At 67.5% G+C, this 21,130-nt stretch carries 23 protein-coding genes; 5 read left to right on the top strand and 18 right to left on the bottom strand.

The window, feature by feature from the left end; translation table 11 throughout:
- Positions 1 to 222: 222 nt before the first annotated feature.
- The 4 genes from FHT36_RS07380 to glmM all read right to left on the bottom strand — a co-directional run bounded on the left by FHT36_RS07380 (position 223) and on the right by glmM (position 4,310).
- Complete coding sequence (locus FHT36_RS07380; RefSeq protein WP_169121849.1) at positions 223 to 654, bottom strand: CBS domain-containing protein; 432 nt, start codon at positions 652 to 654, stop codon at positions 223 to 225.
- A gap of 154 nt (positions 655 to 808) precedes the next feature.
- Positions 809 to 1,612: a rhomboid family intramembrane serine protease gene (locus tag FHT36_RS07375; RefSeq protein ID WP_348644394.1), complete on the bottom strand. Its 804-nt coding sequence runs from the start codon at positions 1,610 to 1,612 to the stop codon at positions 809 to 811.
- A 235-nt stretch (positions 1,613 to 1,847) separates the two neighbouring features.
- Positions 1,848 to 2,561: an outer membrane protein gene (locus FHT36_RS07370; protein WP_169121848.1), complete on the bottom strand. Its 714-nt coding sequence runs from the start codon at positions 2,559 to 2,561 to the stop codon at positions 1,848 to 1,850.
- 405 nt (positions 2,562 to 2,966) lie between these two features.
- Entirely contained in the window at positions 2,967 to 4,310 is a 1,344-nt protein-coding gene (gene glmM / locus FHT36_RS07365; RefSeq protein WP_169121847.1) for a phosphoglucosamine mutase, read from the bottom strand.
- A gap of 351 nt (positions 4,311 to 4,661) precedes the next feature.
- On the opposite strand from glmM, the gene FHT36_RS07360 reads away from it, so the two are divergent.
- Positions 4,662 to 5,660 (top strand): adenosine kinase, encoded by a 999-nt coding sequence (locus FHT36_RS07360; RefSeq protein WP_169121846.1) that lies wholly within the window; start codon positions 4,662 to 4,664, stop codon positions 5,658 to 5,660.
- Between the two features lie 30 nt (positions 5,661 to 5,690).
- Positions 5,691 to 7,004, top strand: a complete 1,314-nt coding sequence (locus FHT36_RS07355; protein WP_348644393.1) for a DEAD/DEAH box helicase — start codon at positions 5,691 to 5,693, stop codon at positions 7,002 to 7,004.
- Positions 7,005 to 7,079: 75 nt separating this feature from the next.
- Here the strand turns inward: FHT36_RS07355 and FHT36_RS07350 are convergent, their stop codons facing one another.
- The 4 genes from FHT36_RS07350 to FHT36_RS24825 form a co-directional block, all read right to left on the bottom strand.
- Entirely contained in the window at positions 7,080 to 7,832 is a 753-nt protein-coding gene (locus FHT36_RS07350; protein ID WP_169121845.1) for a hypothetical protein, read from the bottom strand.
- A 48-nt stretch (positions 7,833 to 7,880) separates the two neighbouring features.
- The gene (locus FHT36_RS07345) at positions 7,881 to 8,288 is read right to left on the bottom strand and encodes a type II toxin-antitoxin system VapC family toxin (RefSeq protein ID WP_169121844.1); all 408 of its coding nucleotides are present in this window, start codon (positions 8,286 to 8,288) and stop codon (positions 7,881 to 7,883) included.
- On the bottom strand, positions 8,288 to 8,518 hold the full coding sequence (locus tag FHT36_RS07340; RefSeq protein WP_169121843.1) for an AbrB/MazE/SpoVT family DNA-binding domain-containing protein: 231 nt from the start codon (positions 8,516 to 8,518) through the stop codon (positions 8,288 to 8,290). The genes FHT36_RS07345 and FHT36_RS07340 overlap by 1 nt, the downstream gene beginning before the upstream one ends.
- 277 nt (positions 8,519 to 8,795) lie before the next feature.
- On the bottom strand, positions 8,796 to 9,599 hold the full coding sequence (locus tag FHT36_RS24825; protein WP_169121842.1) for a hypothetical protein: 804 nt from the start codon (positions 9,597 to 9,599) through the stop codon (positions 8,796 to 8,798).
- A 154-nt stretch (positions 9,600 to 9,753) separates the two neighbouring features.
- Here FHT36_RS24825 and FHT36_RS07330 point away from each other — a divergent pair, with 154 nt between their 5' ends.
- Positions 9,754 to 10,113, top strand: coding sequence for a tRNA-binding protein (locus tag FHT36_RS07330; protein ID WP_169121841.1), 360 nt, complete (start codon positions 9,754 to 9,756; stop codon positions 10,111 to 10,113).
- Positions 10,114 to 10,116: 3 nt separating this feature from the next.
- On the opposite strand, the gene FHT36_RS07325 is transcribed toward FHT36_RS07330, so the two are convergent.
- The 4 genes from FHT36_RS07325 to FHT36_RS07310 form a co-directional block, all read right to left on the bottom strand.
- Positions 10,117 to 10,983 carry a tRNA nucleotidyltransferase gene (locus FHT36_RS07325; RefSeq protein WP_169121840.1) on the bottom strand — a complete coding sequence of 289 codons (867 nt, stop codon included), beginning with the start codon at positions 10,981 to 10,983 and terminating at the stop codon, positions 10,117 to 10,119.
- A 67-nt stretch (positions 10,984 to 11,050) separates the two neighbouring features.
- On the bottom strand, positions 11,051 to 12,385 hold the full coding sequence (locus FHT36_RS07320) for an ATP-binding protein (protein ID WP_229646880.1): 1,335 nt from the start codon (positions 12,383 to 12,385) through the stop codon (positions 11,051 to 11,053).
- Positions 12,386 to 12,441: 56 nt separating this feature from the next.
- Positions 12,442 to 13,149: a response regulator gene (locus tag FHT36_RS07315; RefSeq protein WP_169121839.1), complete on the bottom strand. Its 708-nt coding sequence runs from the start codon at positions 13,147 to 13,149 to the stop codon at positions 12,442 to 12,444.
- A gap of 119 nt (positions 13,150 to 13,268) precedes the next feature.
- Positions 13,269 to 13,829, bottom strand: coding sequence for a MarR family winged helix-turn-helix transcriptional regulator (locus FHT36_RS07310; protein WP_169122207.1), 561 nt, complete (start codon positions 13,827 to 13,829; stop codon positions 13,269 to 13,271).
- A 208-nt stretch (positions 13,830 to 14,037) separates the two neighbouring features.
- On the opposite strand from FHT36_RS07310, the gene FHT36_RS07305 reads away from it, so the two are divergent.
- Both FHT36_RS07305 and FHT36_RS07300 read left to right on the top strand, forming a co-directional pair.
- Positions 14,038 to 14,931, top strand: a complete 894-nt coding sequence (locus FHT36_RS07305; RefSeq protein ID WP_169121838.1) for a branched-chain amino acid aminotransferase — start codon at positions 14,038 to 14,040, stop codon at positions 14,929 to 14,931.
- Positions 14,932 to 15,035: 104 nt separating this feature from the next.
- The gene (locus FHT36_RS07300) at positions 15,036 to 15,827 is read left to right on the top strand and encodes a phosphatase PAP2 family protein (protein WP_229646478.1); all 792 of its coding nucleotides are present in this window, start codon (positions 15,036 to 15,038) and stop codon (positions 15,825 to 15,827) included.
- A gap of 9 nt (positions 15,828 to 15,836) precedes the next feature.
- On the opposite strand, the gene FHT36_RS07295 is transcribed toward FHT36_RS07300, so the two are convergent.
- From FHT36_RS07295 to lgt, 6 genes are all read right to left on the bottom strand, one after another.
- Positions 15,837 to 16,790: a ribose-phosphate pyrophosphokinase gene (locus FHT36_RS07295; protein WP_024277085.1), complete on the bottom strand. Its 954-nt coding sequence runs from the start codon at positions 16,788 to 16,790 to the stop codon at positions 15,837 to 15,839.
- Between the two features lie 164 nt (positions 16,791 to 16,954).
- On the bottom strand, positions 16,955 to 17,644 hold the full coding sequence (locus FHT36_RS07290; RefSeq protein WP_210257610.1) for a hypothetical protein: 690 nt from the start codon (positions 17,642 to 17,644) through the stop codon (positions 16,955 to 16,957).
- Between the two features lie 158 nt (positions 17,645 to 17,802).
- On the bottom strand, positions 17,803 to 18,354 hold the full coding sequence (locus FHT36_RS07285) for an alpha/beta hydrolase (RefSeq protein ID WP_169121837.1): 552 nt from the start codon (positions 18,352 to 18,354) through the stop codon (positions 17,803 to 17,805).
- A gap of 16 nt (positions 18,355 to 18,370) precedes the next feature.
- Positions 18,371 to 19,138 (bottom strand): peptidoglycan editing factor PgeF, encoded by a 768-nt coding sequence (gene pgeF, locus FHT36_RS07280; RefSeq protein WP_169121836.1) that lies wholly within the window; start codon positions 19,136 to 19,138, stop codon positions 18,371 to 18,373.
- Entirely contained in the window at positions 19,135 to 20,253 is a 1,119-nt protein-coding gene (locus tag FHT36_RS07275; protein WP_348644391.1) for an SAM-dependent methyltransferase, read from the bottom strand. Before FHT36_RS07275 ends, pgeF begins: the two co-directional genes overlap by 4 nt.
- Positions 20,250 to 21,068, bottom strand: coding sequence for a prolipoprotein diacylglyceryl transferase (lgt, locus tag FHT36_RS07270; RefSeq protein WP_169121835.1), 819 nt, complete (start codon positions 21,066 to 21,068; stop codon positions 20,250 to 20,252). Before lgt ends, FHT36_RS07275 begins: the two co-directional genes overlap by 4 nt.
- Positions 21,069 to 21,130: the final 62 nt, after the last annotated feature.

The following is a 21,130-nucleotide window of genomic DNA, read 5'->3' as shown; positions in this document are numbered from 1 at the left end:
CTTGACCGGAGGGCGACGCGGTGCCCCGGACAAGCGACCGCGCAAGCCGGAGCGCTGATCCGGGATCCAGCGCGCAAGCCCCGCGCAGCGGGCAAAACCTGAGAGCGGCAGGATTACGAAGCGGCTTCGGCGGTCCCTTGCGCTGGGCCCCGGCTCGCATTCCGCTCACGCTGCGTGCGTCCGGGGAACGGGCGCGGAGAGGCCCCCGCGCCGGAAGCGGCCTCAGGCCGACATGATGTAGTCGCGCAGCTGGGCGCTCTCGCGCTCCATTTCCTCCACGCGATACTTCACCACGTCGCCGATGGAGATGATGCCCACCAGCTTGCCGCCGGCCACCACGGGCACGTGGCGGAAGCGGCCGCGGGTCATGCGTTCCATGATCTGGGGCACGGTCTCGTCGGGGGCGCAGGTGACGACCGCCTTGGTCATCAGGCCGGCCAACGGCTCGCTGAGCACGTCCACGCCGCGCTCGCCGATGAGGCGCACCACGTCGCGCTCGGAGATGATGCCCTCCACCCCCATGTTCGCATCGGTGACGACGATGGCGCCGATGCGGTTGCGCGCGAGGCTCGCCACGGCATCGCCGAGGGTGGCTTCGGGGGACAGGGTGACGATGTCGTTGCCCTTGCGGCTCAGGATGACGGTCACGGACATAGGCGCATTCTCCCTAGCTGGTGGATCCAGGGGCCCGCTCCGCCGGCGGGGCCTTCTCTGGAAACGATCCGGACAGGGATGATCCCTCGCATCGCAGTGCGACGCAAGCGCGCAGCGCGCCCTGTGCACCCCGACCTTGGCACTAGAAACCGGCTCAGGCCCTGCGTCGGCGCGGGATCGGATCGAACAGGGGAAACAGCAGCAGGCCGGCGACGAAGCCGCCGATATGGGCCTGCCAGGCCACCTCCGCGCCCTCCGTCCCGGGCAGGGAAACGCCGAAGGCGAACAGCAGGTTGAAGGCGAACCACGCGCCCACGAAGATCAGCACCCGCTTGTCGCTGAAATTCTCCTTCAGCGAGCCCGCCGGCTGGTGATCGGAGAAGATGGTGCGGTAGCTGGACAGCGCGCCGCCCGGCGCGAAGGCGAAGCGCACTGCCGCCGCCATGGTGCCGGAAATGGCCGCCGAGGCGCCGATGAGCGGCGCGATGGCATCGGGATTGGCGAGATAGTGCGCCCCCGCGCCCGCCGCCGCCGTCACCACGCAGAACAGCACGAACCGCCCGGAGCCGAATCGCCGCGCCACCGGCGTGCCGAAGGCCAGCAGCCAGACGAGATTGACGATGAGGTGCATCCAGTTGGCGTGGAGCAGCGCATAGGTCACCACGGTCCACAGCTTCGGGCCGATGCCGCCCGGCAGATAGAACATGGTGTCCGGCAGCGAGTAGCGGGCCGGGATGAAGGCGAAATAGGTGAGCAGCTCGATATCCGCATCCTCGGAGAGGAGCAGCACGCGGACGGCGTGGATCAGCACCAGCCCAAGCGTCAGCACCGCCACCGCGCCGGGCACGTTGAAAACGGGCTCCCGATGCGATGTGCCGGGATGGGTGGGGCGGTCGAGCACGTCCTGCACATAGGAGCCGCCGCCCCGCGCGGCAAGGGAAAAGCGTGGCGGAGCCACCCCTCTCCCCTCGCGGGAGAGGGGCCGGGGGTGAGGGGGCTGGCGCCGCTCGTCCCGACTTCGGTCAAGGGGAGAGAAAGCCCCTCACCGGGGGGAGCTGGGGAAAACACCCGCGCAGCGGGACAAGGCCTGAGAGCGGTGGGATCAGGAAGCGCCTTCGGCGGTCTCTTGCGCTGGACCCCGGCTCGCATTCCGCTTCGCTGCATGCGTCCGGGGCGCGAGGGAGCTTCGCCCCCTACAGCGCGTAGCGCAGGCCGAAGCGCACTTCCTGCGCCGTGGTATTGCCCAGAGCGAGGCCGCCCGCATAAGAGGGGCTGCCGAGGTCGAGATAGCGATAGCCGAGATCGAGGCTGAAGCTGCTGCTCACCGCGAAGGACACGCCCGCGCCCGCCGCCCAGGCAAATTCCCAGGAATTGCCGGCCGGGCTCAGGGCCGCAGGCGCGCTCAGCGAATCGATTGCGAAGCCCGCGCCGATGCTCAGATACGGCGTGAAGCCGGCAAGGGTGATGATGTCCCAGTAGACGCTGGCGAGCCCCACCGTGGCGCTGGCGCCGACCCCGGGTCCGATGGGGGAGAGGCTGGCCGCACCAAGGGAGAGATATTCGATGCTCACTTCGGCGCGCAGGAACGGGAAGAAACGATAGCCGATGCCGCCACCCAGCGACCAGCCGGCGCCGTAGACGTCGAGCCCGGTGGGCAGGCCGAGATAGGAGAGGCTGGCGCTGCTCGTGGGGACGTAGCCCACGTCCGCACGGACATACCAGCCGGAGGCGGCATCCTCGCTCACCGCGGGGGCGGCGAGGGAGAAGTCGCCGGGCTTGCCGAGCGAGGCCATCATGGCCTCCATCTCGGCGTCCGCCTTGTCGGCGGCATGCGCCGCGCCGGTCAGCGCCATCATCGCGAGAGAGGCCAGAAGAAGATGCCCGGCCCGACCAAACACACCCATCATGACGACCCGCCCGAGAAATGCTCTGGAGGCAGGTGTGCCACGGGGAGCCTTAAAGCCGGATTAACCCTGATGAAGAGTTAAGCTCTGGCGCGGCAAGGGAATTCGGAGCAGCGGCAGCGCGTCTTCGTGCCGTGTCGTGGCCATCTCTCACCACCGTCATCCCCCGGCTTGTCCGGGGGATCCACCCATCGGCCTGCGCGCTGTCTGCCGGTTCATCCCGGCCCAACCGTGGATCGCCCGGAACCCGGCTGCTGCCGGGTTCCGTCCTTGAGAACGGAAGTCGGCAGAACCCGACTTCCGGACACGCCGGGCGATGACGGAGGAGAGGGGTGCACCGGCGTTGCGTTGCGGTCCGGTCCCCCCGGTCAGGCCGGAGGGCGACTGCTGCGGACGAATGCGCCCCGCTCAGGCGGCGGCGCGCTGGAGGGCGTCGATCACCTCGTCCACGACGGTCTCCACCAGATCCCTGTCGTCGCCCTCGCCCATCACGCGGATGACCGGCTCGGTGCCCGAGGGGCGGATGAGTAGGCGGCCGTGGTTGGAGAGGCGGCGCTCGGCGTCGGCGATGGCGATCTTCACCTTCTCGTTTTCCAGCGGCGCCCCGTCGAGATAGCGCACGTTCTTGAGGATCTGCGGCAGCGGATCGAACCGGTGGCAGACTTCGGAGACCGGCTTGTCCTGCCGCGCCACCACCGCCAGCACCTGAAGCGCCGCGACGAGGCCGTCGCCCGTGGTGGAATAGTCGGACAGGATGATGTGGCCGGATTGCTCGCCGCCCACATTGTAGCCATCCGCCCGCATGCGCTCGAGCACGTAGCGGTCGCCCACCCCGGTGCGGGCCATCGTGATGCCCTCGCCGGCGAGGTGCCGCTCCAGCCCGAGATTGGACATGACGGTCGCCACCAGCCCGTCGCGGGCGAGGCGTCCGTCTTCCTTGAAGCTCTCGGCGATCACGGCCATGAGCTGGTCGCCGTCCACCGTGTGACCCTTCTCGTCCACGATCATCACCCGGTCGGCGTCGCCATCGAGGGCGATGCCGATGTCGGCGCGCACTTCGCGTACCTTGGCGGCGAGCGCGGCGGGGGAGGTGGAGCCCACGTCCCGGTTGATGTTCATGCCATCCGGCTCGACGCCGATGGAGATCACCTCGGCGCCCAGCTCCCACAGGGCCTCCGGCGCCACGCGGTAACCGGCGCCGTGGGCGCAGTCCACCACCACGCGGATGCCCTCGAACGACTGGTTCCGCGGCAAGGTGCGCTTGGCATATTCGATATAGCGGGCGTGCACGCCCTCCAGCCGCCGGGCGCGGCCGATCTCGGCGGGCTTGGCGAGGCGCTTGGCGAGGTCTTCGTCGATCAGTTCCTCGATCTCGCGCTCCACCTCGTCGGAGAGCTTGAAGCCGTCCGGGCCGAACAGCTTGATGCCGTTGTCGTCGAACGGATTGTGCGAGGCGGAGATCATCACGCCGAGGTCGGCGCGCATGGAGCGGGTCAGCATGCCCACCGCCGGCGTCGGCATGGGGCCGAGCAGCAGCACGTCCATGCCCACCGAGGTGAAGCCGGCCACCAGCGCGTTCTCGATCATGTAGCCGGACAGCCGCGTGTCCTTGCCGATGACCACCCGGTGGCGATAGTCGCCGCGTTGGAACACCAGCCCCGCAGCCATGCCCACCCTCAGCGCCAGATCCGCCGTGAGCGAGGCATTGGCGCGCCCGCGCACGCCGTCCGTTCCGAAATACCTGCGCGACATGGTCCCTCTCGTCGCCGTGAATCCCGACGCGCCGTGCCCCCGCCGGCGGCCGCTGGTCCTGCCTTTAGCATCCGGGAGCCGCCGCGCGGCATCACGTCTCGTGACGCTCCGCAACGCGCACATCCGCCTGAGCTTCGGGCAGGCCCCTTCTGTGAGCAGACTGACGGAATTGTTCAGAACGTCGCTCCCGTTGCAAGTGCGAAGGCGCCGGGCCGGCCGGGGCGGGCGCCATTCCTTGCGAAAAGGTTAAGGGGTAGGTGCCGGCCCCGGCGGACAGCGCCCGAGCCGGCCCGGCGATTGCACCGCATCAGGGTGAATGCTACCCCTCGCCGAATCTTCCGGAGACTTCCTGTGACTGCTGCCCTCGACGTCCTCGCCATTGGCAACGCCATCGTCGATGTTCTCTCCCGCGCCGAGGAGGATTTCCTTTCCGCCAACGGCATGGCCAAGGGCGGCATGGCGCTCATCGACGAGGCGCGGGCGGAGGCGGTCTACGCCGCCATGGGCCCGGGCACCGAGGCCTCCGGTGGCTCGGCCGCCAACACCGCGGCGGGCGTCGCCTCGCTGGGCGGCAAGGCCGGCTTCATCGGCAAGGTGAAGGACGACGTGCTCGGCACTGTGTTCGGCCACGACATCCGCGCCGCCGGCGTCGCCTATGGCACCCCCGCCGCCGCCGATGGCCCGGCCACCGCGCGCTGCCTCATCCTGGTGACGCCGGACGGCGAGCGCACCATGAACACCTATCTCGGCGCCGCGCAGAACCTCGTGGTCGCCGACATCGACGCCGCCATGGTGGAAAGCGCGGCCGTCACCTATCTGGAAGGTTATCTGTGGGACCCGCCGGCGGCCAAGGAGGCCTTCCTCGCCGCAGCCAGGATCGCCCACGGCGCCGGCCGCAAGGTGGCGCTCTCCCTCTCCGACACCTTCTGCGTGGACCGCTACCGCGCCGAGTTCAAGAACCTCATCATCTCCGGCACCGTGGACCTCGTGTTCTGCAATGAGGGCGAGCTGAAGTCGCTCTACGAGACCGCCGATTTCGACGCGGCCGTGGTGGCCCTACGCCGGGATGCGAAGGAAGCCGTGGTGACGCGCTCGGAAAAGGGCGCCTCCTTCGTCACCCGCGCGGCGGTGGTGAGCGTGCCGGCCCATCCGGTGGAGCACGTGCTGGACACGACCGGCGCGGGCGACCTCTTCGCCGCCGGCTTCCTCACCGGCTACACAAGCGGCCTCGACCCGGCCACCAGCCTGCGCCTCGGTGCGCTGGCGGCGGGGGAGATCATCGGCCAGATGGGCGCCCGGCCCCAGCGCCCCCTCATCGACCTCGCCCGCGAGGTCGGCCTCATCTCTTGAACGGTCTCATCTCGTGAGCGACCCCACCCCGTGAGCGACCTGCCCGCTGCCCCGGAGGACGCCGGCCTTCCCGCCCCCGGCGCGGATGCGGCCGAACGGGCGCTCGCCGCCATCGAGGCGAAGGCCCCGCTCATCATGGTGCTGGGCGGCGCGGGCACGGGCAAGACCACCTTCCTGCACGAACTGAGGAAGGCCCCACGCGGCCGGCAGGTGGTGCTGGCGCCCACCGGCGTCGCGGCGCTGCAGGCGGGCGGGCAGACCATCCATTCCTTCTTCGGCATTCCGCCGCGCCTTCAGAACCCGGACGAGGTGAAGCCCCGCGCCCAGGTGCGGCGCCTTCTGAAGAAGCTCGACCGGGTGGTGATCGACGAGATCTCCATGGTGCGGGCGGACCTGCTCGACGCGGTGGACATCTCGCTGCGCATCGCCCGCGACAATTCCGAGCCCTTCGGCGGGGTGCAGATGGTGCTGGTGGGCGATTTCCTCCAGCTGCCCCCCGTGGTGCCCTATGCCGAGCAGGAGATGCTGGGCCGCATGGGCTATGAGGGGCCGTTCGCCTTCCATGCCAAGGCGCTGGACGGGCGGGAGGTGACGGGCGTGCCCTTCACCTTCGTCCACCGCCAGACCGACCGCGCCTTCATCGCCATGCTCGACGCCTTGCGCCGGGGCCGCGGCGCCCGCGAGGCGGCGGAGGCGCTGAACGAAGCCTGCGTGCGCCCCCACCGCGAGGGCACGCAGCCCGTTCTCCTCACCCCCACCAATGCCCGCGCCGACGCCTACAACGCCCGCGGCCTCGCCGCCCTCTCCGACGAGGGGCGCGAATTCGGCGGGCTGCTCAAGGGCGAGTTCGGGCTGGAGGGCGACCGCCTGCCGGTGGCGGAAAAGCTGGTGCTGAAGCGCGGCGCCCGCGTCATGGCCCTGCGCAACGATCCCGCCCGGCGCTGGGTGAACGGCTCGGTGGGCACGGTGACCGGCCTCGGCCCCCATTCGGCGCTGGTGAAGCTCGATTCCGGCCCCAGCGTGGAGATCGAGGCCTTCACCTGGGAACGCATCCGCTACGGCTGGGACGAGCCCGGCGGCCGCCTGGATGCGCAGGTGGTGGGCACCTACACCCAGCTTCCGCTGGCCCCCGCCTGGGCCCTCACCATGCATAAGGCTCAAGGCCTCACCCTCACCGACGTCCGCATCGACTTCGCCGACGGCGCCTTCGCGCCCGGCCAGGCCTACGTGGCCCTCTCCCGCGCGCGGACGCTGGAAGGCCTCTCGCTGGTGCGGGCGATCACCGGGCGGGATGTGCGGGTGGACCGGCGGGTGGCGGAGTTTGTGGAGCGGTTTGAGGGGTGAGGGGCATTAGCATAAGGGCAATCAGATGTTGGATGCATCCAGAGCCAAAACGAATTTTCCCGCCTGAGCCTATACTCAATCAAAAGCGGTTCTTAGGTCTGGTCTGAAAGTGTATTTGGGAGGAACATAAAGTAGGGATCTTGCAAGAGGCTTGCGCGGATCTCGGCTTAAGGGCATCGAGAAACATGCATTCCGCATAACAATTTGCGCAGAATTTTCATTGACTGTGATTTTAAACGGGTCGCTCCAATAATTTCGTTCGTTTTCGCTGTAATTCGATATTTTTTCGCCGGCTAAAATAATTTGAGACGTTACTGGAATATTTTTAACGAATGAATTGGGGTTGAAATATTGGGATCTCATTAAAAGTCCGCTGGTTAAAAGTGATATTTGATATCCAAACTCCCTGAATAAAGCTAAATATCCGACCGAAAATAAAGAAATTTGATGACGCGTACTAATTATAGTTTCATTCAGGTCAGACTGAATGAATTCTCGAATTGATGGGTCATAATATTTTCCCTTCCAGCTATTGCATCCATTTCCCGGTATTTTTCTGTTCTTTATAATTAGCGGGCGACGGCATAACAACGTGAGTCCGCTACGCTCATTTTGTGGGATAGCCAGTCGTGCTTCCGGCGGGTCGCACGCTAGCGCTTGTTTCGGAATTATATGTTCAACCGAAAAGTCTTCAAAGCCAAGGCGCCTGAAGCAGGTGGGGCATAAGAGCAGATCGTTATCTGAAAAATACGGGACCAAACTAGTTAGATCGCCCCGCATTCGATGCCAAAGTCTCTGTTTTATCGACGGTATATCGATCTCGCTCATCGCCGCCTGCCAAGAGGTTCTTGTTTCTGATTGTATTCCTTCAGGGCCTCATTGAGGCCTAACTAATATGAGCTTTGGAAAATAAGTCTCGTACCGTCCTACATCCCGCGTCATCAGATCATACCCCGCCACGGCCGCATGTGCGCCAATGAAAAAGTCCGGCAGTGGGGAGGTGCGTGCGCCGCCGCGTCGGCGATAGGTCTGGAAGCATTTGCCGGCGAGGAATGCGGCCTCGAAGGGAATGGCTTCGCGCTCGATCAGTTGGGCCGGCAAGGCCGCTTCCAGATCCTCGATACGGGAAAACCGCACCGAGACTTCCGCATAGACCACGGCATTGATGACAAGGCGGTTCCGGTCCGCTGCCGCGGCAAGGGCGGCGCTGGACCAGTCGAACCATTTGGGGTCTTCGGTCAATACATCCAGCAGGATGTTACTGTCGATAAAGACCGTGCCCATCACCCTTTCCGCGTCAGCGCCATGATGGCATCGGTGGAAAGAGCGACGTCGCCGCGACCGCGCATCTGGCGCACGAGGCGCGCGCCGCGGCTTTCCTTCCGGGCTCGCGTCGGCCGCAGGGTGACGACCTGCCCGTCGAAGCTGAATTCCACTTCGGTGTCTGGCAGCAGGCCGGCCTTGGTCCGGATGTCGGCCGGGATCGTGACCTGGCCCTTGGATGTGATGCGCACGATCGCCTCCACAATTTCTTACTTTAGATTGTAAGAATGATTGCGGCCCTCTGCAAGGCGAGTCCGTCCACGAGCGCCTGCCAGACGACTTCGGAGCGCTCAATTCAGACGGTATTATAGTGCTATTGTCGTGTCGCCGGCCTCCTGCCGCCCGACTGTCAGCTGAACTGCCACCCTAACCCCACCGATACCCCCACCGAACACCCGGTGAAACACCCCCGGAACAGGCGGTCAGGCCGCCCTGCCAGGACAGGGCAGGCCCTTCGGCCGGCGTCCCTCAGTCCCAGATCTGGAACATGTTGTCGCCTTCGGTGCGCGAGGCGGGATTGCCGTACATTACGCCGCCATGGCAGGCTCCGCGGGAATCCACGGCGATCCAGGGATGTGTTCCATAGGTCGGCTGCACCACATTCGAGTGCGGCATGAGCGTATGATACTTCTTCCACTCGCCGTTGAAGTCGATCCACATGATGTTGAGCGGAATGTTCGATTCATTTACGAACATCACCTTCACCGGCGCATTGCTGTTCTGCGAGCGGATGGTGCCGAAGGGTGGGCAGTTCTTGCCGTTGGTCGCGTTCTGCTGCGGGGCAGGGGGCGGGGACGCCTTCTGGCCCCGGTTGCGCGCGCACTCCATGGCCTTGTCCAGCGCCTGGGCGGCCCCTGCCAGCTTGAACGTCTGCTCCCCCCGGTCCAGGTTCACCGAGAATTCCGGCAATGTTCTGAAGGCGTTAACCTGGTCGCCATTGATCATCATGGAGGCCCAGCCATCCCCCTCCGCATGGAACGTCCCCATCTCCGCCGCCCCGCCGAAGCCGTAATAGACATCCATCGGCCCGGAGACATTGCCATAGTAAGGCACCCCGATCTGCCAGGATTTCCCATCCGTCCCAATGCGGAACTGCACCTTGCCGTTGTCGATGTCGGCCGCGCAATAGCCGAACCGGTTGCCGTCATAGACCACCGAGATGGTCCAGCGCCCGGCGCGGTCATAGGCCTGCTCCTGCGCCATGGCCGGCAGCGCCGCGCCGATGGTCGAGAGGGTGAGGAAGCCGGCAAAAATCCGTGTCCTGAAAGTCACTTGTCCGCTCCCCCGCCCGGGTATGGTTAACGCGGGGTTAATATTTTCGCCCCCCTTCACTGTCAAGCTCGCGGCTGGTCGCGGAGGGGCAGGCATGCCTCGCCGAGGTCGCGGGAGATGGCCTATAAGCGGGCAGTTCCAGCGGCAGGTCATCATGTCAGACGAGCGCGAAGCATCCCCCCTCATCACCTTCGACGATTTCCTGAAGGTCGATATCCGCGTCGGCACCATCGTGGCGGCGGAGCCCTTCCCCCAGGCGCGCAAGCCCGCCTTCAAGCTGACCATCGATTTCGGGCCCGAGATCGGCGTGAAACGGTCGTCGGCGCAGATCACCGTGCATTACACGCCGGAGGATCTGGTGGGGCGGCAGGTGGCGGCGGTGGTGAATTTCCCGCCGCGCCAGATCGGCCCCTTCATGTCGCAGGTACTGACCCTCGGCTTTCCCGACGAGAACGGCGCGGTGGTGCTGATCTCGCCGAGCCTCAAGGTGCCGGACGGCGGCCGCCTGTTCTGATCCTCACGCCTGCGCCCAGCGCTCGGATTTGAACGCGGTGGCAATGGCTTGCGCGCGGGCGAGTGCGATATCGTCGGTGTCGAGCCCGCCTTCTTCGAGGCTGGCGCAGGCGTCACGGGCGGCCCGCAGCAGCTCCACCTTCGGGTGGGTTTCGCCCATGCGATCGCCATGGCCGAAATAGTCGCAGGTGGCGACCAGCATCAGCGCCTCGAACAGCTCGGGATCCCGGAAGGCTCCCGTGCGGTCCAGCATGGCGGCCAGCGGCCCTGCGCGGACCGGCGAGGCGCGCTGCACCCGCTCGCATTCGTGGAGGGACAGCAGCGCGAGGTCGCGGCAGCGCTCGGGCACGTCGTAGCGGTCGCAGGCGGCCGCGATGCGTGGGATGGCGCGCTCGATGTGGCGATAGTGGACGGGTAGATGCTCGCGCGGGGAATCCGATTTCCCAGCGTGCATCAGCAGCAGTGCCGTGCGCACCTCCAGCGGCGCCGCCCGTCGCCCCGCTTCGTTGAGCGAGGCGACGAGGAGGACCCCGAGGTCGATCTCGTCCGCGGTGTCGGTGATCTGCGGGATGCCGAAGACCGCGGAGATTCCCGGGAAGAGCTGTTCCAGCACCCCGCATTCGCGCAGCGCCTTCACCATGGCGCCCGGCCGCGCTCCCATCAGCCCGCGGGAAAATTCCGCCCAGATGTCGCCGGGGGCGAGACCATCGAGCGCCCCGACCTCCATCTGCTCGAACATCATGTCGAGCGTCTCCTCGTCCGCTTCGCTCCCCTCGGCCAGAAGCGCGGCGAGGCGCAGCAAAGCGAGGCCCGGATGGGTCTGGGCGAAATCCGAGGGCTGGAAGGGTGGAGGCGGGGGCAGCTTGTCCATCCCTCCAGTGGATCATCAGCCGGCGAAGAGGGGCAAGCCCAAGCTTCGGGCATGCCCAAAGAATGGGCTAGACTGGGATGCGCACGGTCGCCCTGAGGCCCCCCATGGGGCTGTCGGAGAGCTGGATGTCGCCGCCATGGGCGCGGGCGATGTCGCGCGCGATGGAGAGGCCGAGGCCGGAGCCACCGGCATCCTGGTTGCGCGCATCGTCGAGGCGCAGGAAGGGGCGAAACACCTCCTCGCGCTTCTCCTCGGGAATGCCGGGGCCGTCGTCATCCACGGTCACGATCAGGTAGCGCGCATCCCGCGTGCCGGAGATGGCGATGCGGCGCGCATGGCGCACCGCATTGTTCACGAGGTTACCAATGCAGCGCTTGAGCTGGTCGGCCTTCACCTCCACCAGAGGTGGTCCCATGAAGCTCGCCGTGGCGGTGGCGCCGTCGCGCTCGGCATTGAGGCGCAGGTCCTCGATCAGCTCTCCCATGTCGGTGAGGGCGGCCTGCTCGCCGGGGTCGCCGCGGGCGAAGGCGAGGTAGGCTTCCAGCATGCCCTGAAGCTCGTCCACATCCTTCTTCAGTGCCTCGCTTTCGCCCTCCGGCAGGAAGGCCAGCTCCAGCTTGAAGCGGGTGAGGATGGTGCGCATGTCGTGGGAGACGCCGGCGAGCATGGTGGTGCGCTGCTCGATCTGCCGCTCGATGCGCCGCTTCATCTCCAGGAAGGCGATGGCGGCCCGCCTGACCTCACGGGCGCCGCGGGGGCGGAAATTCTCCACGTCGCGCCCCTTGCCGAAGGCCTCGGCGGCGTCGGCCAGGTTCTCGATAGGGCGGATCTGGTTGCGCAGGAACAGGATGGCGACGGCCAGCAGCACCAGCGAGGTGCCGACCATCCACAGCAGGAAGATGTGCGAGTTGGAGGCGTAGGCCGCATTGCGCGGGGCGAAGATGCGCAGCACCGCGTCATCCATCTTCACCCGCACTTCGATGAGCATGGAACGGCCCACGGTGTCGAGCCAGAAGGGCTGCTTCAGGCGGAGGCCGATCTCGCGGGAGAGGGCGGCGTCCAGCACCGAGAAGAAGGGCTTTGGCCCCGGAGGTGGCAGATCGGTGGGCGGCAGCACCGCTACGTTGAGTGATAGGTTGCGCGAGGCGAAAGAGCGCAGGGCGATGTGGTCGTTGGCCTTGGGCAGCATGTCGTAGAGCGAGACGACAGCGGAGATGTCCTGGCTGACGGCGGCGGAGAGGCGGCGCGTCACCACATTGTAGTGGCGCTCCATGAAGACGAAGGCCAGCACCGATTGCAGGATCACCATCGGTGTGACGATGATGAGAAGCGAGCGCGGATAGAGCCCTTTCGGCGTCACCCGGTTGAACCAGGCGGCGAAGCCGTTGGTGGTGTCTCTCAGCCAGACGAGAACCAGCCTCGCCCAGTGCCGGACGCCTGAAGGACTCTCCGCCACGCTCAAGGCGTCACCACCAGCCGATAGCCGATGCCGCGCACCGTCTGGAGATAGACGGGATTGGCGGGGTCGCGCTCGAGCTTCCGGCGCAGGCGGTTCACCTGCACGTCGACGGCGCGCTCGCTCGCCGCTCCGCCGCCGGCCAGCGCGAGGCGCTGCACCGTATCGCCGGGCGCCTCGGCCAGCGCCCGCAGCATGTCGCGCTCGCGCTCGGTGATGCGCACGATCTCGCCGTTGCGGGTCAGCTCGCCGCGTTCCAGATGGAAGGCGAACTCGCCGAAGCGCACGCTCTCGATGGCCTTCTGCGGCGGCGGCAGGGCGCGCTTGAGGATGGAGCCGATGCGCAGCAGCAGTTCGCGCGGCTCGAAGGGCTTGGCGAGGTAGTCGTCCACGCCGGCTTCGAGGCCGGTGATGCGGTCGGCGGTCTCCGAACGGGCGGTGAGCATGAGGATGGGAACGGCAGAGCCGCGCCGCAGGTCGCGGGCGAGGTCGAGGCCGCTCTCGCCCGGCATCATCACGTCGAGGACCAGTAGGTCGAAGGCGAGGCCCTCCAGTCGCGCCCGCGCCTCGGCGGCGGAGGCGGCGGTGCTGACGCGATAGCCGTTCTCAGTAAGGAAGCGGGACAAGAGCGTACGGATGCGGCTGTCGTCGTCCACCACGAGCAGATGGGGGGCGTCGTCGGCCAAGGCGACGGTCGCGGCCTCAGCCATGGTGCGGGGCCTCCCGGAAAGCGCGAAGGATCATCTGGGTCTCGTTTTCTGGTGGCCGCATCGGCGGCAGGAGCCGGGAGTCAGGAACCTGGCGGCAAAGATCAGCGGCAGTTCGCGCTTCACCCACGCCGCGCCCGTGCGGAGCGATCCGCCCGCTCGATCAGTCGCTCCACGGGCACACGATCCTCCGGGTCGATCATGGCGAGAAGAAAGCGCCGCACCGTGTCCCGGCCTTCCGGTCCGCTGGCTTCCAGCGCGGTCTCGATGCGCCGGCTCTGCAGCGCCACGAACTCGCGCGCAAGGGTCTCGCCTTTGGCGGTAGGAAACAGCAGGCGCTGACGCCGGTCGGAGGCGCCGGCCCGGCTCTCCACGAAGCCTTCATCCACCAGTTCCCGCAGCACCCGGCCCAGGCTCTGCTTGGTGATGCGCAGGATGTCGAGCAGGTCGGTTACGCGCATCCCCGGATGCCGGTTGACGAAATGGACCACGCGATGGTGCGCGCGCCCGAAGCCGATGGGCGCTAGGATCTCGTCCGGATCGGCCACGAAATCGCGATAGGCGAAGAACAGCAGCTCGACAAAATCCACCAGCGGTGCGGCCTCGACAGACGTCGGAGCGGGGGCATCGGCGGCGGTCTTGGGTGCGTCCGTCAGGGCGAGCGCGGAATTTATGTCAGCCATGTTGACTTTTTTCGTTTTGATCGTTACCCAAAGAGCGTGTTCCACGAAATGATCGGTCGCGGGCATCGCCCAACTGGTTCGATCGTTTCGCGGCTTTGCCGGCTTTGTAAGCAGGCGTAAAGATATCCCCATGCGGGACCGCTGGAAAGCTGCGGTGACGCAGGGGGGAAGCTGCGCGCACGACGCGGTCTGAACAGGAGTTGAGAAGATGAGCGCTCAGGGTGTCCCCTTCGACCAACGTGACGGCTGGATCTGGTACGACGGCGTCTTCGTGCCGTGGGCCGATGCCAAGCTGCACGTGCTGTCCCATGGCCTGCACTACGGCAGCACGGTGTTCGAGGGCGAGCGCGCCTATGGCGGCGAGATCTTCAAGAGTGCCGAGCATTCCGAGCGCCTGCGCCTCTCGGCCGAGATGCTCGACTTCACCATCCCCTACACCATCGGCGAGATCGACGCCGCGAAGAAAGCGACGCTCGAGAAGAATGGTCTCGTCGACGCCTATGTCCGCCCGGTGGCGTGGCGTGGCAGCGAGATGATGGGCGTCGCCGCCCAGAAGAACACCATCCACCTCGCCATCGGCGTGTGGGAGTGGCCGAGCTATTTCGATCCCGAGCAGCGCCTCAAGGGCCTGCGCCTCGATCTGTCCGAGTGGCGCCGTCCCGATCCGGCGACCATCCCCTGCCGCGCCAAGGCCGCCGGCCTTTACATGATCTGCACCATCTCGAAGCACCGGGCCGAGCGCCGCGGCTTCGCCGATGCGCTGATGCTGGACTATCGCGGCTACGTGGCCGAGTGCACCGGCGCCAACGTGTTCTTCATCAAGGACGGCGTGATCCACACCCCCACCCCGGACTGCTTCCTTGACGGCATAACCCGTCGCACGGTGATCGACATCGCCCGCCGTCACGGCATCGAGGTTGTGGAGCGCCACATCAAGCCGGAGGAACTGACCGGCTTCTCCGAGTGCTTCGTCACCGGTACGGCGGCTGAAGTGACCCCGGTCGGCTCCATCGCCGACTGGACCTTCACCCCCTCCGGCATCACCCACCAGCTGATGGATTCCTATTCGGCTGAGGTGCGCCCGAAGCAGCAGGCGGCCTGAGCGCCTGAGATTTGCGACGGATAAAGGGGCGGCGCCGGCATCGGCGTCGCTCCTTTCCGTTGGGGGAGTTGACGCACGCGTCCTGTCCGGCCAAACCTTGCCGGGTGAGCGATACGCCCCCCCTCTCCCTTCTGAAGCGCGGCCTTCACCGTCTCGAAGGCCTTCCCATCGTCGGCCCGCTGCTCGCCTCGGTGAGCACCATGGAGCGGGCGACGCTGGTCGTCGTCGGCTTCATCGCTTTCGCCTTCTATCTTTTCCTCGTCGTCGCCGACGAGGTGACGGAAGGCCCGCCCGGCAGTCTCGACCGGGGCATCCTCCTCGCGCTGCGCAATCCCGCCGACCCGTCCGATCCCCTCGGCCCGCCCTGGGTGGAGGAGATGATGCGCGATCTCACCGCGCTCGGCGGCACAAGCGTGCTCACCCTGCTGACGCTGGCAGTGATCTTCTTCCTCATCCTCACCCGCAAGCGCCATGCGGCGCTGCTTGTGGCGGTGTCGGTGGCAGGCGGAACGATCCTGTCGCAAGGCCTGAAATGGGGCTTCGACCGCCCCCGGCCGGACCTCGTGCCCCATGGAATGTCGGTCTATTCCCAGAGCTTTCCCTCGGGCCACGCCATGCTCGCCGCGGTGGTCTACCTGACCCTCGCGGCCCTGCTCGCCCGCACGCAGAAGCGCACGCGGGTGAAGCTGTTCCTCCTGGGTGGGGCGGCGGCGATCACCGTCATCGTCGGCATCAGCCGCATCTATCTGGGCGTGCACTGGCCCACCGACGTGGTCGGCGGCTGGGCGCTCGGCGCCGCCTGGGCCTCCACCTGCTGGCTCGTCATGCTGTGGCTGCAGCGCAAGGGCGGGGTGGAAGGAGAGGCGAACGGATCGGGCGCCTCTCCCCGGGACTAAACTGAAGCCTCAGTCGAACAGGCTGGAGACCGATTCCTCGTGCGCGGTGCGGGCGATCGCCTCGCCGATGAGCGTGGCGATGGAGACGACGCGGATGTTGCGCGCCACCCGAACGGCCTCGGTGGGCAGGATGGAATCGGTGATCACCAGTTCCTTCAGCTTGGAAGCGGTGACGCGCGCCACCGCTCCGCCCGAAAGCACGCCGTGGGTGATGTAGGCAGTGACTTCCTTGGCGCCGCGGGCGAGCAGCGCATCGGCCGCATTCACCAGCGTGCCGCCCGAATCAACGATGTCGTCGACCAGGATGCAGGAGCGGCCCTCCACATTGCCGATGACGTTCATCACCTCGCTCTCGCCCGGCCGCTCGCGGCGCTTGTCGACGATGGCGAGCTGGGCGTCGATGCGCTTGGCGAGCGCGCGGGCGCGGACCACGCCGCCCACGTCCGGCGACACGACCATGACGTTGGAAGTGTCGAACCGCTCCTTGATGTCCCGCACCATCACGGGCGCGGAATAGAGGTTGTCGGTCGGGATGTCGAAGAAGCCCTGGATCTGCCCGGCGTGCAGGTCCAGCGTCATCACGCGGTCGGCACCGGCGTGGGTGATGAGGTTGGCGACCAGCTTCGCGGAGATGGGCGTGCGCGGGCCGGGTTTGCGGTCCTGGCGGGCGTAGCCGAAATAGGGCAGCACCGCCGTGATGCGCTTGGCCGAGGCGCGGCGCAGCGCATCGATGATGATGAGCAGCTCCATCAGGTGATCGTTGGTCGGGAACGAGGTGGATTGCACCACGAACACGTCCTGTCCGCGCACGTTCTCCTGGATCTCGACGAAGATCTCCATGTCCGCGAAGCGGCGGACCACCGCCTTGGTGAGCGGCGTCGCAAGATAAGCGGCGATGGCTTCAGCGAGCGCGCGGTTGGAATTGCCCGCGACGAGCTTCATGGGACCGTTCTCCGCTGACATTGGGACGCTCCGCCCGGCACCGGGCCTGATCGAAGGGTCGGAAACGAGACTTGTCCGGCTCTGATAGGCGGGCCGTCACAATGTTGTAAAGAGCCACGGCGTGGCAGAAGGCGGGGCCACCCCATCGTCCGCGCCGGCTGTTGCTGGAATGTCGTGTCGCCCGGTCAGTTCGCGGCGTATCCGAGGACCGTGCCGGACGTTTCGAGGGCCGCCACGGGCACTCCGGCAGGATCGGGCCGGATCGCGGGCTCGGCCGTCGCGGGCTTTTCGTCCTGCGCCGCGGGAGCTGAGGCGGTGGCCGTGGCGACCGGTGCGGGCGCCGTGCCGCCGACGCCGAGCGTTTCGGCGAGACTGGCCATGGACTTGTCGGCGATGCGGGCGAGCACCTTGTCGTCGCAGGCGGCCCAGCCGTCCGCGACCTTGCCCTTCACCCGCCCGGCCGGCTCTTCGCCGGAAAGTCGGGCGACCCGGTTCTGGTTGCGGTCGTAGACGTCCCAGGCGTAGGCCACTGTGGCGGTGCCCTTCTGGACGTGCATGGCGAGGTAGCCTTTGACCCGGTAGGCGGCGCCGCTGGAGCGGGAGGCAACCGCCACGCGCCGCGTCTCCGCCTCGGAATTGAGCTGACCCACAAGCTTTTCGAAGGTGGCCTGGGGCGGCCCGTCGATGCTGTCGAAGGCGACCGCGCCGCCACCGCCGGAGTTCGCCATGCCCGAGCCGTCGGTCTGGCAGGCACCGAGGGCGAGGCACAGGGCCAGCCCGGCAAGGCGAAGTGGGGAGATGAAGCGGCGTGCCGCATGGGGAGTTCCCGCGCGTTCCGCTGCTGCGTCCACGACCCCTGCCACTGATACCCGCATGACGGCTCCCGGCGTTGAGCTTGTCGCCGAAGGGGTAGCGGGAAATGGCGGCCGGGTCCAGAAAAACGGTTAAAGTGCGGTTAACGGCTGCAGGAAATACCGGAAGGTCAGTGCCGGCCGCGGGATGTGGTTGATGGCTCCTTAAGCCTTCCGCCGCCTCAGCCCAGCGACTGGAGAAGGCCGAGCAGGCGCACCGAGCCCTCCGGCCACGGCCCATAGCCCGCCTCGGCGTTGATGTGCCCGGCATCGCCCGCATCGACGATGGCCGCCCCCCAGTCGAGCGCGAAGCCTTCGGCGCGGCGATAGTCGCAATAGGGATCGGTCCGGCTCGCCACCAGCACGGAGGGGAAGGGCAGGGGCGCCGTGGGTACCGGCGCAAAGCCGGCGATGGCGGGGTCGATGTCCGCCCGATCGATGTCGGGCGGGGCGACGAGGAAGGCCGCCCTCACCTTGCCCGCCGGCAGCAGCGGTACGGCATGGACGAGGGTTGGCACGCCGAGCGAATGGGCGATCACCACTACCGGCTTGTCCGCCGCCGCCACCGCTTCGGCCAGGCGGCGCGGCCATTCCGTTGGGTCGGGCCGGTCCCAGTCGGCCTGCATCACCCGCCGGGCGGCGGAGAGGCTGCGTTCCCATCGGCTCTGCCAGTGGTCGGGGCCTGAGCCCTGCCAGCCGGGGACGATGAGCAGGACGGCATCGGAAGATTTCATCGGTATTTCCGCAACGTCAGGCGAGGGTGATGGCGGCCATCAGCCGGCCGTAGTCCGGCTCTTTGCGGTGGGTGGTCCGGCGATAGGAGAAGAAGCGCTCTTCGTCCGTATAAGTGTCGAGGCCGAGGTCCTGCACTTGCCCCACGCCCGCCTGCTCGAGCCTGAGGCGGATGAAGCCGGGCAGGTCGAACAGGGAATGGTGCGCCCGGTCGGCGGGGGCGAAGAAGCGGGCGAAGCCCTTGTCCTCGGAGAGGAAACGCCCGACGAATTCCTCGCCCACCTCGTAGCTCGGCTGGCGGATCAGCGGCCCGATGACGGCGCGGATATTGGCGCGCCGCGCCCCGAGTTCCTCCATACGTGCGACGGTCCCGGCGACGATGCCGCCGACCGCCCCCTTCCATCCGGAATGGGCGGCGGCCACCACCCGCGCGCCGGGATCGGCGAACAGAATCGGCCCGCAATCGGCGATGGAGATGGCGGCGGCGATGCCGGGCGTCGCGGTGACGACCGCGTCGGCCTTGGGTGCGGTCTCGCGGGTCCACGGCTCGGTGGCGACCACCGCGTCAGCGGAATGGACCTGCCAGCAGGCCAGGAGGTGCGAGGGCGCGACGCCCAGCGCCTCGGCCATGCGGGCGCGGTTCTCCGCCACGGCGGCGGGATCGTCATTGGAGCCGGTGCCGCCGTTGAGGCTGTGATAGATGCCCTGCGAGACGCCGCCCCGACGGGTGAAGAAGGCATGGCGGATGCCGGGCAGGGCGCTGAGCAGGGGCGCCTCGATCTTCATCGGTTGAACTCCTCGGACGGGTCGAATGCGGGCGGCGTGCCTAGGTGAGGATGGGCGAGCGCGAGCACCTTGAACAGCCGCCCCATCTCGCCATCCCCCGTTCCGGCGAGGCGGCGCGCTGCCGCGGCGATGGCGGCCGCGGCCTCGGGCGCGGCATCGCGCATCAGCCGGTCGGCACGGGCGGCAAGGCCGAGGCGGGCGAGGAAATCGCCTTGCTCCAGCGGCCCGAACGCCTTTAGCCCGGCTTCCTGCCCCAGCAGGGCAAGGCGGGCGAAGTCCACATGAGCGGTGAGATCGGCCTCGCCGGGATCGGCGAGGGGATCGGCGAAGCGGTGGGCCTTGAGCGCTTGCAATGTGTCGCCATGGCCGCCGGCATGGCCGTAATCGATGGCGAGGGCGATACCCCCCTCGGCGGCGATGCGTCCGGCCAGCGCACGCGCGGGTCCGCTTTCCATCACTTCCAGGACGGCGCCCGGTGAGGGCAGCGGCAGGTGAGCGGCGAGGGTGGGCGCCATGCGGGAGGGGGCGGCGTCGAGGCCGAAGGTGAGTTGTCCCTGGGCACCGACGCCAACCCTGCGCTCATGCCAGCCCGCGCCGGTCCATACATACTGATCCACCGGCAACGCATCGAAGAACTCGTTGGCCAGGACGATGGCCGGTCCAGCGGGCACATCCTCGATCCGGGCGTGCCATGAGACCCGCGCGCCGGTCCGCTCCTCATGTGCCACGAGCGCCCGCGCCTGCGCCTCGCGCAGCACCGGGCTTGTCTCCACCAGATGGATGCGCGCCGCCGCGCCGAACGCCGGCACGAGACGCGCCGCGCGCAGGGCATCGGCCATGAGGGTGCCGCGACCCGGGCCGAGCTCCACCAGCCGGAACAGGCCCGGTGCGCCCATCTGCTGCCAAGCGGCCACCGCCCACAGGCCGAGAAGCTCGCCGAACATCTGGCTGATCTCGGGGGCGGTGGTGAAATCGCCCCGCGCGCCGAGGGGGTCGCGCGTCACATAATAGCCGTGCCGGGAATGGCCGAGGCAGAGCCCCATGTAGCGGCCGACGGGCATGGGACCTTCGGCGGCGATCAGCAGCCGAATTTCCTCTTCGAGGGGCGTGGTCACGGCGCCGGCTTGCGCTTCAGCGCGTAGAGCAGCAGGCCGAGGCCGGCCAGCACCAGCGGCACCGAAAGCCACATGCCCATGGTGGTGCCGAAGGCGAGATAGCCCAGCTGCACGTCCGGCTCGCGGAAGAATTCGCCGATGATGCGGCCGATGCCGTAGCCTATGCCGAAGATGCCCGCGGCGACGCCCGGGCGCCTCAGCTCGCCGCTGCGCACCACCAGCAGCATGATGAGAAAGAGGACGATACCCTCCAGGCCCGCCTCATAGAGCTGGCTCGGATGGCGCGGCGGGGGGCCGCCGTGGGGGAAGACGATGGCCCACGGCACATCCGCCGGCCGGCCCCACAGCTCGCCATTGATGAAATTGGCGAGCCGGCCGAAGAACAGCCCAATGGGCGCCACCACGGCGGCGACATCGAGCATCGAGAAGACGGGGATGCGGCGGGAGCGGGCGAACAGCACGAGCGCGAGCAGCGTTCCGGCGAGCCCGCCGTGGAACGACATGCCACCCTTCCACACGGCGAAGATGTCCGCCGGGTTCTGCGCGAAGAAGGCCGGATTGTAGAACAGCACATAGCCCAGCCGGCCGCCCAGGATCACACCCAGCGTCGCCCAGAACAAAGCGTCGTCGAGATCCTGAGGGGTCATGGGCGAGGTGCCGCCCCACAGCGCCGGGCGGGAAACCAGCCGTCGCGCCAGCAGCCAGCCGATGACGAGGCCGGCGATATAAGCGAGCGCATACCAGCGGATGGCCAGCGGTCCGACCTGGATCAGCACCGGATCGATGGCGGGGAAGGGCAAAGCGAGGGTGGGCATTGTCTCCCCGTATGGCGGCACCGGCGCGCCATCTGCCGCGACCGGCCGGAGCGCGTCAAGCC

The sequence above is a fragment of the Xanthobacter sp. SG618 genome, from assembly GCF_012932745.1.
GTDB classification, from domain to species: domain Bacteria; phylum Pseudomonadota; class Alphaproteobacteria; order Rhizobiales; family Xanthobacteraceae; genus Xanthobacter; species Xanthobacter flavus.
The sequence above is the reverse complement of the archived record's forward strand: the minus strand, read 5'-3'. Positions and strand labels throughout refer to the sequence as shown.

What these genes read in the sequence shown, in the direction of transcription:
- FHT36_RS07380 (WP_169121849.1), bottom strand. Translation starts at nt 654, where the DNA reads ATGTCCGTGACCGTCATCCTGAGCCGCAAGGGCAACGACATCGTCACC.
- FHT36_RS07370 (WP_169121848.1), bottom strand. Translation starts at nt 2,561, where the DNA reads ATGATGGGTGTGTTTGGTCGGGCCGGGCATCTTCTTCTGGCCTCTCTC.
- glmM (WP_169121847.1), bottom strand. Translation starts at nt 4,310, where the DNA reads ATGTCGCGCAGGTATTTCGGAACGGACGGCGTGCGCGGGCGCGCCAAT.
- FHT36_RS07350 (WP_169121845.1), bottom strand. Translation starts at nt 7,832, where the DNA reads ATGAGCGAGATCGATATACCGTCGATAAAACAGAGACTTTGGCATCGA.
- FHT36_RS07345 (WP_169121844.1), bottom strand. Translation starts at nt 8,288, where the DNA reads ATGGGCACGGTCTTTATCGACAGTAACATCCTGCTGGATGTATTGACC.
- FHT36_RS07330 (WP_169121841.1), top strand. Translation starts at nt 9,754, where the DNA reads ATGTCAGACGAGCGCGAAGCATCCCCCCTCATCACCTTCGACGATTTC.
- FHT36_RS07325 (WP_169121840.1), bottom strand. Translation starts at nt 10,983, where the DNA reads ATGGACAAGCTGCCCCCGCCTCCACCCTTCCAGCCCTCGGATTTCGCC.
- FHT36_RS07315 (WP_169121839.1), bottom strand. Translation starts at nt 13,149, where the DNA reads ATGGCTGAGGCCGCGACCGTCGCCTTGGCCGACGACGCCCCCCATCTG.
- FHT36_RS07310 (WP_169122207.1), bottom strand. Translation starts at nt 13,829, where the DNA reads ATGGCTGACATAAATTCCGCGCTCGCCCTGACGGACGCACCCAAGACC.
- FHT36_RS07305 (WP_169121838.1), top strand. Translation starts at nt 14,038, where the DNA reads ATGAGCGCTCAGGGTGTCCCCTTCGACCAACGTGACGGCTGGATCTGG.
- FHT36_RS07295 (WP_024277085.1), bottom strand. Translation starts at nt 16,790, where the DNA reads ATGTCAGCGGAGAACGGTCCCATGAAGCTCGTCGCGGGCAATTCCAAC.
- FHT36_RS07290 (WP_210257610.1), bottom strand. Translation starts at nt 17,644, where the DNA reads ATGCGGGTATCAGTGGCAGGGGTCGTGGACGCAGCAGCGGAACGCGCG.
- FHT36_RS07285 (WP_169121837.1), bottom strand. Translation starts at nt 18,354, where the DNA reads ATGAAATCTTCCGATGCCGTCCTGCTCATCGTCCCCGGCTGGCAGGGC.
- pgeF (WP_169121836.1), bottom strand. Translation starts at nt 19,138, where the DNA reads ATGAAGATCGAGGCGCCCCTGCTCAGCGCCCTGCCCGGCATCCGCCAT.
- lgt (WP_169121835.1), bottom strand. Translation starts at nt 21,068, where the DNA reads ATGCCCACCCTCGCTTTGCCCTTCCCCGCCATCGATCCGGTGCTGATC.